Below are 12,939 nucleotides of genomic sequence, written 5' to 3'. Positions count from 1 at the left end.
AGAGGGCTGACGGTCAACCGCGGACTTCTTCCTGGGGCACCGAGGCGACCCCCGGCTTGCCGTGCAGCAGATAGAGACGTACCTCGGCGCCACCGTCGCCATGGTTGGACAGGTGCAGGTGGCCACCGAGGGTCCGCAACAGGTTATCGCAGATCGCCAGGCCCAGGCCGAGGCCCTGGGCGGTGGCCTTGGTGGTGAAGAAGGGTTCGTGGGCGCGGGCCAGGGCCTCGCTGGAAAAGCCCGGACCGTTGTCTCTCAGGATCAGGGTCACGCCGCGCTCGTCGATGCTGGTGGTCAGCCACAGCCGGCGGGTGCTGGTCTTTTCCGCGAGGGCGTCGAGGGCATTGCTCAGCAGGTTGCTGATGATCTGCCGCAGGCGGGTTTCGCCGGCCTGCACCCACAGCGGCGCATCGGGCAGGTCGCGGATCAGCTCCACCTGCATGGCCCGGCGCCGCGCGGCGACCAGCGCCAGGGCGTCTTCCAGGGCGCCCTGCAGCACCACGCTCTCCGGCGCACGGCGGGCGCCACGGGCATAGGCCTTGAGGTGGGCGATGATGTTGGCCATCCGCGTGGTCAGCTCGCCGATCAGCTTGAGATTGCCGCGGGCATCGTCCAGCCGATCGTGGTCGAGCAATACGACGGCGTTTTCCGTGTAGCTGCGGATGGCCGCCAGCGGCTGGTTGAGTTCGTGGCTGATGCTGGCCGACATGGTCCCCAGCGCCGACAGCTTGCCGGCCTGCACGGCTTCGTCCTGGGCGCGCATGAGTTCGCGCTGGGCCTGCTCGCGGTCGTGCACCTCCTGCTGCAGCCGCGCGTTGAGCGTCTGCAGGTCGCGGGTGCGCTCCTCTACGTTCAGCTCCAGGTCACGCTTGGCCCGGGCATCCAGCGCCAGGCGCTCGATGAAGTGGCGCCGTCTCAGGGTCATGACCACCAGCAACAGCAGCAGCGCCAGCAGGGTCGCCGCGCCGACATAGAGGGCACTGCGCACCTGGCGCTCGACCATCTCCCGCGGCGCCAGGATCTGCGCGTTCCAGCCGACCTCGTCGAGATTGCGGGTCTGGGTCAGCCAGTCGCCGGGCACCAGGGTCAGGGGCGCCGGATTGGTGGTGGGGTAGGGCCGGTTGGCATTGACCTGCTCGCGCTGGCGTTCGTCCAGCGGATGGGTGGCGCGAAAGCGCCAGGCGTCATGGGAGGTGAGGATGACCACGCCCAGGTCGTCGGTGACCAGCAGTTGCTCGGGCGCATTGCCCCAGAGCTTTTCCGCGCTGTCCAGGTCGACCTTGACCACCACCACGCCAATGGCCCGCGTGCCATCACGGACGGCGGCGGCGAAATAGTAGCCGCGCTTGCTGGAGGTGGTGCCGAGACCGAAGAAGCGCCCTGGCTGGCCCTGCATGGCCGCCTTGTAATAGGGCCGGAAGGAGAAGTCGCGCCCGACGAAGCTGTCCGCCTGGCGATAGTTGGAGCTGGCCAGGCAGGTGCCGTCGTCCTGCATCAGGTAGATGACGTCCGCCCCGGTGCGCTGGCGGATGTCTTCCAGCATCTGGCTGGCGGCGTCCTGGGCCGTGCTGTCGCCCTGGCCTTCCAGGGCATGGCGCAGCACCGGCAGATCGCCCAGCAGGTCCGGCAGCACCTCGTAGCGCCGCAGCGTGCCCAGCAGGTTGGCGACATAGAGATCCAGGGTCTGGCCGTTCTGCTCGCCCAGTTGCGCCTCGTAATAGTGCTGGGCCGCGTAGCGCAGCGGAATCAGCAGCAGCGTCAGACCCAGGGCCAGCAGCAGCAGGCTGCTCCAGCGGGGGCGCTTGGGAAGGTGAGGACTCTTGGGCATGCGCGGCTACGATCAGGGGGGCGTCCCGGCATTATGCCCAAGCCGGGACCCTGGCGAAGAGGTCGTCAGACTGTTAACGCCTTGGCAGTCGATTGAAATATCTTGTTACCAATGGCCCCGGCTGTGGACGAGGACACGGATTTGCCGGGCGAAAGGCGGCTAACTGAACCTGCAATCAGCCACCGAAGGAGTGACTTCCATGAAAAGCACCACCCTCTGCCTGACCCTCGCCGGCCTGCTGGCCACCTCTGCCGCCTTCGCCCAGACGGCGCCCGCCGATCCGGCTACGCCGCCTGCCGCGACCAGCAGCAGCCCGGCCAAGACCGGCAAGCAGGCCACCACCCACCACAAGAAGGTGGCGCACAAGAAGGTCCACAAGACCAGCACCAGCGGTAGCTGATCCGCGGTGCGGCACCTCCCTGCGCGGGAGGTGCCTAAAGGGGAGTGAATCCGTCCAGAGGAGTCCTCCCATGCGCACGCTTCCCCTGCTTCCCGCCCTGATCCTGGGCCTCGGCCTGTCCGGCGCCGCCCTGGCCCAGACCAGCCCGACCAATCCCCCGGCCACCCCCGCGCGGCCCGATCCCACCAGCACCCATGGCATGGAGAAAGCGCCCAGCACCGGCGTCGGCGCGGCCGACAATGGCTCCAGCGGCGGTTCGGGCAACAATACCGGCGCCGATCATGTGAAGAAGCCCAAGACCCAGCACAAGGATCACTAGGGCAGTCCGCCCATTCCCCCGGGGAATGATCCAATGAGCAAAGATCGCTTGAGCAGCCCGCGCGGGCATGTCGAAATCGGCTTCTAGCCTGAGCCAGGAGCCGCTCCCATGACCGCCGCGTCGCTGCTTTCCCCGGATCTGATCCGCACCCGCTTTTCCCAGGCCATGTCGGCGATGTACCGCCAGGAGGTGCCCCAGTACGGCACCCTGCTGGAACTGGTCGCCGAGGTGAACGCCGGACAACCGGGCTTCGCCGGAGACTCCGCGGAGCGCCTGGACCTGGAGCGCCACGGTGCCATCCGCGTCGGCACCGCGGCCGAACTGGCCACCCTGCGTCGTCTGTTCGCCGTGATGGGCATGCGGCCGGTCGGCTACTACGACCTCAGCGTGGCCGGGGTGCCAGTGCATTCCACCGCCTTCCGTCCGGTCGAGCCGGCCGCCCTGCAGATCAATCCGTTTCGCGTCTTCACCTCGCTGCTGCGTCTGGAGCTGATCGAAGACGCCGAGCTGCGCCAGCTGGCCGAAAGGGTCCTGAACGAGCGCCGTATTTTCACCCCGGGCGCGCTGGAGCTGATCGAGCGCGCCGAGGCCCAGGGCGGGCTCACGGATGCCGAAGCCGATGCCTTCGTCCAGGAAGCCCTGGAGACCTTTCGCTGGCACCGCGAGGCCAATGTCGACGCCAGCCTCTATCAGCGCCTGCACGACGCCCATCGACTGATCGCCGACGTGGTCTGTTTCAAGGGCCCGCACATCAACCACCTGACCCCGCGAACCCTCGACATCGACGCCGTCCAGGCGCGGATGCCCGCCCGTGGCATCGCACCCAAGGAAACCATCGAAGGCCCGCCCCGCCGCCAGTGCCCCATCCTGCTGCGCCAGACCAGCTTCAAGGCGCTGGAAGAACCCATCCTGTTCCAGGGCGAGGTCCAGGGTTCGCACACGGCGCGCTTCGGCGAGATCGAGCAGCGCGGCATCGCCCTCACCCCGGCCGGTCGCCAGCGCTACGATGAACTGCTGCAGGAGGTCCGCCAGCGCAGCAAGGTGGCCGGCAGTGACTACGCAACGGTCTTGGCCGAGGTGTTCCAGGCGCTGCCCGACAACTGGGACGAGCTGCGCCGCCAGGGCCTGGCCTGGTTCCGCTATCGCGCCGTGGCCGGCAGCCAAGCGGCTAGCGATAGCCGCGATCCCGAGGCCCTGATCGCCGCCGGCCAGCTCCTCGCCGATCCCATCACCTACGAAGACTTCCTGCCCGTCAGCGCCGCGGGCATCTTCCAGTCCAACCTGGGGGCCGGCAGCCAGCAGGAGTACCAGAGCGGCGGCAATCGCGCCGCCTTCGAAGCCGCCCTGGGTGCGCCGGTGCTCGACGAGATGGCGCTGTACGAACGCCAGCAGCAGGAATCTCTGGACACCGCCCTGGCTGCCCTCGGCCGCCCCGCCTAGAATGGCGGCTCCCGCGTCGGCGGCCCCCGGCCCCGACGCCCGCCCCCGGCAGGCAGCCACGATGTTCACCAAACTCGATCCGACCGACTGGCAGCTCATCCACCTGCTGCAGCAGAACGCCCGCGCCTCCAACGCCACCCTGGCCCGCCAGCTGGGCCTGGCGCGCACCACCGTGGTCACCCGCCTGGCGCGCCTGGAGCGCGATGGCATCATCCAGGGCTACGGCCTGCGCCTGGGCTCCGAACTGGAACAGGCCGCCGTGCGCGCCTACTGCGCCATCAGCGTCCTGCCGCGCAGCACCGCCGGCGTCATCCGCGCCCTGGAAAAGATGGTCGAGGTCGAGGAAGTCTCCTCGGTCAGCGGCCAGTTCGACTACCTGGCCTTCCTGCGCTGCACCACCCACGAAAAACTCGACGAACTGCTCGACCGCATCGGCAACCTCGAAGGGGTCAAGCAGACCCAGACGTCGATCATCCTGAATCGGAAGATCGATCGGCGTCGTTCGACCTAGGCGAATGCACTCCGCTTTCTGCCGCCTAACCTGCCACGCCGGTCGAAAGCGGCTCCTGCCCGATCAGCACGATGCCCGGTGAGCCGATGGCGGCGGCATCGCCGGCTTGGGCGAAGGCCCCATCCCTGCCGAGCGCTGCGCCGACATAGGTGGGTTGGGTCGTCGACAGACCATCCCAGACGGCCGAGGCACCAGCGCCGACACCGTAGGCCGCACCTGCGTGCTGACCGTCCTTGAACGTTGCACCGCTACCAGCGGAGGCCGTCGTGATCAGGGTTCCATCACTGGCAAGTACGGCGGTCAGGTCATAGTTGAAGGCCGCCGCGACGTTGCCCAGCTTGTCGAACAGCACCACGGCATCCTCCTTGCCGAGACCGGGCCCGTCGACGCTGACCACTGGGGTAGCACCGCTCAAGCCCCACGCCGTCTTGAAGGCGCTCAGGTTCGCCGCAGCCACATCGGCGACCACCAGCGTCGCACCGGCGGCGAGAACGCTATTGCCGTCGAGCGTGATCGCGGAGGAGAACTGACCGGCTTCGTCGGTCATGCGCCAGCCGCTGAGATCTATGCTGGTAGAGCCGTAGTTGTACAGCTCGAAGAAATCTCCGCCCTTGGCGTTGGAATTGACCTCGGTGATCAACAGGTTGTAGTGAGGCCTGGCGGCAGTCGCGAAGCTGATGTCCAGAGCGGCCACGGCATTGCCCGCATGGTCGACGAGCGCGCCCGGTTGTAGCTCCAGGTGGTAGCCGCTGCTCGCCTGCAGCCTGTCCGTCGGCGTCAGATTGAGGACGTTGAAGTCGACCGCGACGCCCGGATCTCCCGCCTTGAACACCTGAACCACGGTGCCGGCCTGGTCCACCAGCTGGAGGCTGCCGCTGCCCAGCGCGATGCCTTCATCGAACGTCAGACTGATGCGGCTGCCGGTGGGGACATCCCGCGCATCGACCGCTGGGCTGCTGGCCACCAGGAGGGGAGCGGCAAGGTCCACGGCCGCTGTACCCAGGGTGACCAGGTTGCCTTGGAAGTGCTGCTGCGCCGGGTCGAGGTCCTTGGATACCTGCGTCTGCCCCTGCCAGAGCGTATCGCCATTGTCCTGCAGCAGCAGGATCTCGGTACCCGGCCTGACGCTGGTGGGGGAGGCGATGGACTCGAAACTGCCCCCGGTGGCGGCCAGCAGCGCATCCAGGTTGTTGTCGAGTTCGATGGGCGCGGTAGCGGGATCACCACTCCAGGTGAACAGGCGGAAATCGTGGGTGACCGCGGCGGAGGCGCTGCCGGCAGGACCGGCCAGAATCAGGTAGCCACTGCCATCCAGGGCCCGGTCGATGGAGCGGATACCCCGCCCGCCGAGATTGAGCTCCATGGCCTCGAAGGTAGGCGAGAGGCTGTTGTCGGCCAGCACGGCCTGATAGTTGGTCACGGCAATCAGCAGCGCCTTGTCGCGCGATCCGGTATCCAGCTGCGGCGCGCGAAAACCCAGCCAGAGCTGGCTGTCGTCAGGAGAGGTGGTCAGGCCTTCGATGGAAAAGCCGTTGACGTGCTCGGGCGCGATGCCGGCAGCGGAGGAGACCTTCAGGCCGTAGTAGCCCGCCGCTTTGCCACTGCTGCCACTGGCATCCCAGGCATCGAGCGCCGCGACCAGGCCTTTGTAGGTCTGGATGCCAGTGGTATCGAACACCGGTTTGCCCTGGGCGTCGGTGGTCAGCTTCACGGCCAGGATGGCTTCGCGTCCCGGCGCCTCCTTGCCGCTCTTGCTGTTGCTGTGCGAGCCGGTGAGATACAGGGTTCCCTCCGTACCGAGGCTGCCGGTAAAGGTCATGGCCTCGAAATCCAGTTCGTCGCTCAGGCCCAGCACACTGCCGTAGTCAAATGCGTCGAGCGCCTGGCCACCGTGCTGATCGTAAACCCTGAGCACATTGCCCTCGTCATCGCCGACGATGAGGTACTGGCCCCAGCGGATGACCCCGGACGCATCCGACGCGCCGGCCTGGGTGCCTGCCTCCGGCGTGAAGGTGAAGATGGCTGGCTGTGGCTCGGCAGGCGCAGGGGCGGGTGCGGCATTGTCGATCAGGCGCTCGGTCGTGCGGGTGACCAGTTCGGTCAATGACTGCTGTCCCTGTTGCGCCAGGAGGTCGTTCAACTCGGTCAGGCTCGGCGACTGGCCACTGACCCCCTGATAGGCAAGACTCAGTTGCGCCTTGGCCAGCGCATGGGGCTGACCTTCCGGCGAATCCGCAAGCGCTGCCAGCACCGCTGCCCGACTGGTGCCGGCCGCCAGTTGCTGGGTCCAGAACTGCAGACCGTCCGCATCGGCGGGCCGCCCCAGGGCATTCTCGTAGGCGGCGGTCAGAAAGGCCGTTGCCGAGCCCGCGGCCATCGTGGCGAACTCCGGCGATTGCAGAAACGCCTGCTGGATGGCTTCCAGAGGTGTGCCGTTCTGCAGTGCCTGGGTCCAGTACTGCAGCCCTTCGGTATCCGGCAACCGTCCAAAGCTGCTCAGGTAGAGGGCGACGACAGGCACCCTGCTGGAGGCCGCTTCGGTCGAGAGCGAAAAACCCGTGGCTACCTGCGCGAGACTGGCAGTGCCCTGGTCGACCTGCGCCGTCCAGTAATCGAGTCCCGCAGCATCCGGAGTGCGGCCGAGAATGCTCTGGTAATAGGCGCTGATCGTTTCACGGGTCGTGGGCATGGCGCAGGTCCGTCTGATGACAAGGGAGACGGAGCCTAACGGGCAGAGTGTTGCAGAAAGATTGCAGGGACGGGGCGGCTTTCGTTTCCCCTCGTCGAAGCCACTCGACGGGAGCTGCGACCTGACCCCCTTGAGCTTCGCTGCGCTCAGCCCAACCTAAGTGCCGTTGCAGGCTGGGTTGAGACGGCCTCTTCGTCGAAGCCCAACCGCCGGAGATTCAGGCTAGGCCCACTCGTTCTGACCCACCAGCAGGATGAAGCCATTGGCACCGCTGGTCAGCGCCTGGTTTTCCGTCGAATCGGAAAAGGACTGCAACACATTGGCGCGGCCCAGCCCGGTGCCCAGGTCATGCAGCCAGTAGTCGATCCCGGCGGTCTCGCCGGTACGGCCGAGCACGTTGGCATACAGCTGGGTGACATAGGAGCGATCGTCCGCCGCGGAGAACAGCCCCTTGAACTCGCTCGAGGCGGTGAAGGACTGGGCAATGGTCTGGCTGGTCGTGCCCTTGGCGTGGTCGTACATCCAATAGTCGAGGCCTGAGTAGTCCGGTACCCGGTGGAAGGCCGCGTTGTAGAGGCGGGCGATCTGCGCCTGATCGGCGGTCAGGACATAGAGGTTGCGATCGCTGAAGTTGAGCAGGTTGATGTCGTGCAGGTTGAGCGCGAGGTCGCCGCTGTTGCTGGTCAGGCTGACCACGTTGCCGGCGGCCTGCCACTTGTAGGCGCTCGCCGCGTTTTCCAGCCGCAGCACATCGCCACCACCATAGCCATAGAGACTGCCGCGATGATCGCCATCCAGCGACAGGCGATCCTGGAAGAAGAACTCGCCGTCCTTGCTGCCGCTGTTGACGCCCAGGCCCACCGGTCGCGAGCCGGCAGCGGCCCCGCTGCCGTTGTCGATGCTGGCATTCAGGTACCACTTCCAGTTGCCGGCATCGCCCAGGCTGGCGTAGGTCGACAGGGTGTCGCTGGTATTGCCCGAAGACAGCACGCCGAGCAGGTGGCCACTGCTGTCCAGCAGCGGCCCGCCCGAGGCGCCACTGCCCAGTCCGGTGGAGAATTGATAGGCGGCGACGCCGTCGTAGTGGGTCGCCGTGCCGGTGTCCTCCATGAGGCCCGTGCCCCGACCCGGATAGCCGAGCACGGTGCCGGCGAAGGAGGTGGCGCCGCTCAGTGTGGGCGTGAGGGTGCCGGTAACCGCGCTCAGGTTGACGTTGAAACCCAGCAGCGTCAGGTCGTTCTGCGCCTCCGCGGGAGAGACCAGGCCATCGCCATTGGCGTCCCAGTTGCCGACCCTGCTCGACCAGTTGTCTGCCAGGTAGGTACCCAGCGGTGCGGACCAGGCACCTGTCGCGTCATTGACGAAGGCGCCGGGCGCGACCATGACCTGGACGGCGGAACCGCCATGCGCGGCGTTGTAGACCATATGATTGGCGGTGAGCACGTCGTTGTCGCCGACCACGCTGCCCGAGCCGCGGAAGGCGGAACCATCGGGAAAGATGGATTCGAGATAGACGATGCTGCTGTAGGGTGCCGAACGGCTGGTGATTTCGCGCATGTCAGGAGGACCTACCTGTATCTGAGCGGAGACATTCTAAACCCCACGGCGCGCCCTTCCCGTGCATTCGTCGGCCCAGACAACCGCCTGGCATCGGCCTTCCGGATGCCAGGCCCTGCCGAGCACCGCACGCTTCCAGCCATATATCTGTGGTAGCATCGCCGGTCTTTTTTGTGTGAGTCGCTCGCACCTCGTCTCATAACTTTCGGAACCGTATCGCGATGGCCCAAAAAACTGCTCTGATCACTGGTATCACTGGCCAGGATGGCGCCTACCTGGCGCAGTTTCTGCTCGGCAAGGGATACAAGGTACTAGGCCTCAACCCCCGGCGTAGCACCTCCGACGTCAACCTGGCACGTCTGGAGTGGTTGGGTATCGCCAAGGACGTCGAGATGATCGACGGCGACCTGCTCGACCTGTCGGGTCTGATCCGCCTGTTCCAGCAATACCAGCCCGACGAGGTGTTCAACCTGGGCGCCCAGTCCTTCGTCAAGACCTCCTGGAACCAGCCGCTGCTGACCGGTCAGGTCAGTGGCATCGGCGCCGTCAACGTGCTCGAAGCGGCCCGTCTGATCAAGCCGGACGCCCGTTGCTACCAGGCTTCCACCTCCGAGATGTACGGCCTGATCCAGGAGCCGGAACAGCGCGAGACCACCCCGTTCTACCCGCGCTCGCCCTATGCGGCCGCCAAGCTCTACGCCCACTGGATGACCGTCAACTACCGCGAGAGCTTCGACCTGTTCTCCTGCAGCGGCATCCTGTTCAACCACGAGTCCCCGCTGCGCGGCCTGGAATTCGTGACCCGCAAGGTCACCGACGCCGTCGCCCGCATCAAGCTCGGCCTGCAGGACGAACTGCGCCTGGGCAACATCGACGCCAAGCGTGACTGGGGCCATGCCCGTGACTACGTCCAGGCCATGTGGCTGATGCTGCAGCAGGACGTCGCCGACGACTACGTCATCGCCACCGGCCGTACCACCACCGTGCGCGACATGTGCCGCATCGCCTTCGACGTGGTCGGCATGGACATGGACAAGCACCTGGTCATCGACCCGGCCTTCTTCCGTCCCGCCGAGGTCGACGTGCTGCTGGGCGATCCGTCCAAGGCCCGCGCCAAGCTGGGCTGGCAGGCCACCACCACCCTCGAAGAGATGATCACCGAGATGGTGGAAGCCGACTTGGCGCGCCTGAAGCCCCTCGCCCGTGCGTGATTTCGCCGGTCAGCCGGTCCTGGTTACCGGCGCCAGCGGCTTCGTCGGCAGCCATCTGCTGCCGGCGCTGGCCGCCGCCTTTCCGGCCGCCGAGCTGCACGGCACCTGCCGTGACGGCTCGCTGCCAAGCCAGGCACAGGTCGTCGGCCATGCCCTCGACCTGAGCGATACGGCTGCCACCCTGGCACTGGTGCACCAGCTGCAACCGGCCGCCATTGTCAACCTGGCGGCCTTCGCCAGCGTCTCCGGCAGTTTCGCCCAGCCCGAGCGCTGCTGGCAGATCAACCTGCACGGCACCCTCAATCTGCTGACCGCCGCCGCTGCCCTCCAACAGCCCCCGGTATTCCTGCAGATCGGTTCCGGCGACATGTATGGCGCCAGCTTCAAGCGCCATGCCGAGGTCGATGAGCAGGTGCCCCTGCATCCGCTCAACCCCTATTCCGCGAGCAAGGCCGCTGCCGATCTCGCCGCCGCCCAGTTCGCCGCCACCTCCCGGGTGCGGGTAATCCGCGCGCGACCCTTCAACCACAGTGGCGCGGGTCAGGGTAAGGGCTATGTGCTCACCGACTTCGCCAGCCAGATCGCGGCCATCGAGCGTGGCGAGCAGCCGCCCGTGCTGCGCGTCGGCGATCTCAGCGCCCAGCGCGACTTCCTCGCCGTCCAGGACGTGGTCGCCGCCTATGTGGCGCTGCTGGGTCATAGCGAAGACATCCCCAGCGGCACCGCGCTCAACATCGCCTCCGGCCGTCCGCTGCGCGTCCAGGAACTGCTCGACGCCCTGATCGATCAGGCCGCCTGCCCGATCCAGGTCGAGCAGGATCCCGCCCGCCTGCGCCCGAGCGATATCGCCCGCGCCGTCGGCGATGCCGGTGAACTCCGCCGCCTCACTGGCTGGCAACCGCGCATCGAGCCTTCTGCACTCGTCGCCCAGGTCCTCGCGGACTGGCGCCAATCCGGTTCCTGATCTCTGCCCATGAACTACTCGCTGATCCTCAACTTCACTCGGCAGGATCTGATCGATCGCCATTCCGCGTCGGTACTCGGCGCGGCCTGGACCTTCATCCTGCCGCTGGTCAACATCCTCATCTTTACCCTGGTGTTCTCCAACATCATGGGCATGCGCCTGGATGCCATGGGGATGCAGTCCCTCGGCCAGTACAGCTACAGCGTCTACCTGGTCACCGGGCTGCTCGCCTGGAACTGCTTCTCCAACACCCTGACCCGCATCACCCAGGTGTTCCACGAGAAGGCCCACCTGCTGGGCAAGGTCCGGCTGTCGCTCTGGTCGCTGCCGCTGTACATCCTGCTCAGCGAGACGGTGCTCTATGCCATCTCCATGGGCTTCTTCGTCGCCTTCCTGGCGATCATCGGCTTCCATTTCCCGTCCACCGTGCTCTGGTGGCCGGTGATCTTTCTCTGCCAGCAGCTGCTGGCCTATGCCCTCGGGCTGATCTTCGCCATCCTCAGCGTCTTTCTGCGCGACATCGGCCAGATCGTCGGCGTGGTCATGCAACTCTGGTTCTGGCTGACCCCGGTGGTCTATGTCATCACCATCATGCCCGAGCGCTGGCACCCCTGGTTCGCCGCCAACCCCTTCTATTACATCGTCGAGGCCTACCGCGCCGCCCTGATCCAGGCGAGCCGGCCGGATCTGCTGGCGATCGGCGTCCTGATCCTGGCGGGCGCCGTGCTGCTGGGCCTGGGCATCGTTCTGGGTCGCAAGCTCGAACGCGACATCCGCGACTTCATCTAGCAGGCCTTCGTCATGCTCCGCGTTTCCCATGTACGCAAGGAATTCAAGCTCTATAGCCGCCCGGCGCTGCGCCTGAAGGAAATCCTCTTCCGCCGCAGCTACCACACCCGCCATGTGGCGCTGGAAGACATCAGCTTCGAGGTCCGCAGCGGCGAGACCCTGGGCATCCTCGGCCGCAACGGCGCCGGCAAGTCCACCCTGCTCAAGATCCTCAACGGCGTGCTGCTGCCCGACGGCGGCGAGATCGACATCAAGGGGCGCGTCACCGGCCTGCTCGAACTGGGCACCGGCTTCGACGGCAATCTCACCGGGGTGCAGAACATCCTCGGCAACGGCCTGCTGCTGGGCATGAACCGCGAAGAGATCGAAGCCAAGCGCGCCGCCATCATCGAGTTCTCCGAGCTGGGTCGCTTCATCGACGAGCCCATCCGCACCTATTCCTCCGGCATGGTCATGCGCCTGGCCTTTTCCATCGCCATCCATGCCGATCCGGACATCTTCCTGGTCGATGAAGCCCTGTCGGTGGGCGACGGCCACTTCCAGCAGAAGTGCATGAGGCGCATCAAGGCCTTCCGCGCCTCCGGCGGCTCCATCATCTTCATCTCCCACGACCTCAACGCCATGAAGATGCTTTGCGATCGCTGCATCGTCCTGAGCGAAGGCCGTGTGGTCGCCGACGACACCCCCGAGGCGGCGGTCAATCGCTACAACCAGCTGCTCGGCGCCGACCGCGAAGAGCTGGAAGTGGAAGCCGAGGAGAGCGGCTACGGCACCGGCGAAGCCCGTATCGAATCCGCCGTGCTGCGCGGCGTGGGTTCCGGCAGCGATACCCTGGCCTGCGGTGACGTCGCCCATCTGGACGTCCGCGTCAGCGCGCGCGAGCACCTGCCCGACGCCACCCTGGGCATGATGATCCGTGACCGCTTCGGCCAGGACATCTATGGCACCAACAGCTTCCTGCTCGGCGTACCCCTGGTGCTGGCCGCGGGCGAAACGCGGGTGCTGCGCTACGAATTTCCCATGCGCCTCGCCCCGGGCAAGTACACCCTGACCCTGGCCCTGCACGAAGGTCCCGACCATACCCGCCACTGCTATCACTGGCGGGACAACTGCATCCGCTTCGAAGTGGCCGGCATCCTGGGTTCGGTCTTCGGTGGCCTCTGCGATCTCTCCGCCGGGTTGCACGACGTGACCCCCGTTTCCCAGCCCGCCTAGGCCCTGCCATGTCCGC

At 66.5% G+C, this 12,939-nt stretch carries 11 protein-coding genes; 8 read left to right on the top strand and 3 right to left on the bottom strand.

Annotation, left to right across the window (positions count from 1 at the left end; translation table 11 throughout):
• Window positions 1-13 precede the first annotated feature (13 nt).
• Window positions 14-1,828 (bottom strand): sensor histidine kinase, encoded by a 1,815-nt coding sequence (locus BGI51_RS06630; protein ID WP_133860335.1) that lies wholly within the window; start codon window positions 1,826-1,828, stop codon window positions 14-16.
• Window positions 1,829-2,027: 199 nt separating this feature from the next.
• On the opposite strand from BGI51_RS06630, the gene BGI51_RS06625 reads away from it, so the two are divergent.
• From BGI51_RS06625 to BGI51_RS06610, 4 genes are all read left to right on the top strand, one after another.
• Complete coding sequence (locus BGI51_RS06625) at window positions 2,028-2,228, top strand: hypothetical protein (protein WP_187980662.1); 201 nt, start codon at window positions 2,028-2,030, stop codon at window positions 2,226-2,228.
• 70 nt (window positions 2,229-2,298) lie between these two features.
• Complete coding sequence (locus tag BGI51_RS06620) at window positions 2,299-2,547, top strand: hypothetical protein (protein WP_187980661.1); 249 nt, start codon at window positions 2,299-2,301, stop codon at window positions 2,545-2,547.
• A 108-nt stretch (window positions 2,548-2,655) separates the two neighbouring features.
• On the top strand, window positions 2,656-3,987 hold the full coding sequence (gene hglS / locus BGI51_RS06615) for a 2-oxoadipate dioxygenase/decarboxylase HglS (protein WP_187980660.1): 1,332 nt from the start codon (window positions 2,656-2,658) through the stop codon (window positions 3,985-3,987).
• Window positions 3,988-4,048: 61 nt separating this feature from the next.
• Window positions 4,049-4,498 carry an Lrp/AsnC family transcriptional regulator gene (locus BGI51_RS06610; protein ID WP_187980659.1) on the top strand — a complete coding sequence of 150 codons (450 nt, stop codon included), beginning with the start codon at window positions 4,049-4,051 and terminating at the stop codon, window positions 4,496-4,498.
• A 25-nt stretch (window positions 4,499-4,523) separates the two neighbouring features.
• Here BGI51_RS06610 and BGI51_RS06605 read toward each other — a convergent pair whose 3' ends face one another.
• Both BGI51_RS06605 and BGI51_RS06600 read right to left on the bottom strand, forming a co-directional pair.
• Window positions 4,524-7,187, bottom strand: coding sequence for a DUF4214 domain-containing protein (locus BGI51_RS06605; RefSeq protein WP_187980658.1), 2,664 nt, complete (start codon window positions 7,185-7,187; stop codon window positions 4,524-4,526).
• 222 nt (window positions 7,188-7,409) lie between these two features.
• The gene (locus tag BGI51_RS06600) at window positions 7,410-8,744 is read right to left on the bottom strand and encodes a DUF4214 domain-containing protein (RefSeq protein ID WP_187980657.1); all 1,335 of its coding nucleotides are present in this window, start codon (window positions 8,742-8,744) and stop codon (window positions 7,410-7,412) included.
• A gap of 221 nt (window positions 8,745-8,965) precedes the next feature.
• On the opposite strand from BGI51_RS06600, the gene BGI51_RS06595 reads away from it, so the two are divergent.
• From BGI51_RS06595 to BGI51_RS06580, 4 genes are read left to right on the top strand one after another with little or no spacing between them, the layout of a single operon-like run.
• A complete protein-coding gene (locus tag BGI51_RS06595) occupies window positions 8,966-9,955 on the top strand; it encodes a GDP-mannose 4,6-dehydratase (RefSeq protein WP_017641611.1) in 990 nt (329 codons plus the stop codon).
• Window positions 9,948-10,919 (top strand): GDP-mannose 4,6-dehydratase, encoded by a 972-nt coding sequence (locus BGI51_RS06590; protein WP_187980656.1) that lies wholly within the window; start codon window positions 9,948-9,950, stop codon window positions 10,917-10,919. The genes BGI51_RS06595 and BGI51_RS06590 overlap by 8 nt, the downstream gene beginning before the upstream one ends.
• A gap of 9 nt (window positions 10,920-10,928) precedes the next feature.
• Complete coding sequence (locus tag BGI51_RS06585; RefSeq protein WP_017641613.1) at window positions 10,929-11,708, top strand: ABC transporter permease; 780 nt, start codon at window positions 10,929-10,931, stop codon at window positions 11,706-11,708.
• 12 nt (window positions 11,709-11,720) lie between these two features.
• Entirely contained in the window at window positions 11,721-12,923 is a 1,203-nt protein-coding gene (locus BGI51_RS06580; protein WP_187980655.1) for an ABC transporter ATP-binding protein, read from the top strand.
• Window positions 12,924-12,939: the final 16 nt, after the last annotated feature.

The organism is Pseudomonas oryzihabitans (assembly GCF_014522265.1).
GTDB lineage: Bacteria > Pseudomonadota > Gammaproteobacteria > Pseudomonadales > Pseudomonadaceae > Chryseomonas > Chryseomonas aestiva.
The sequence above is the reverse complement of the archived record's forward strand: the minus strand, read 5'-3'. Positions and strand labels throughout refer to the sequence as shown.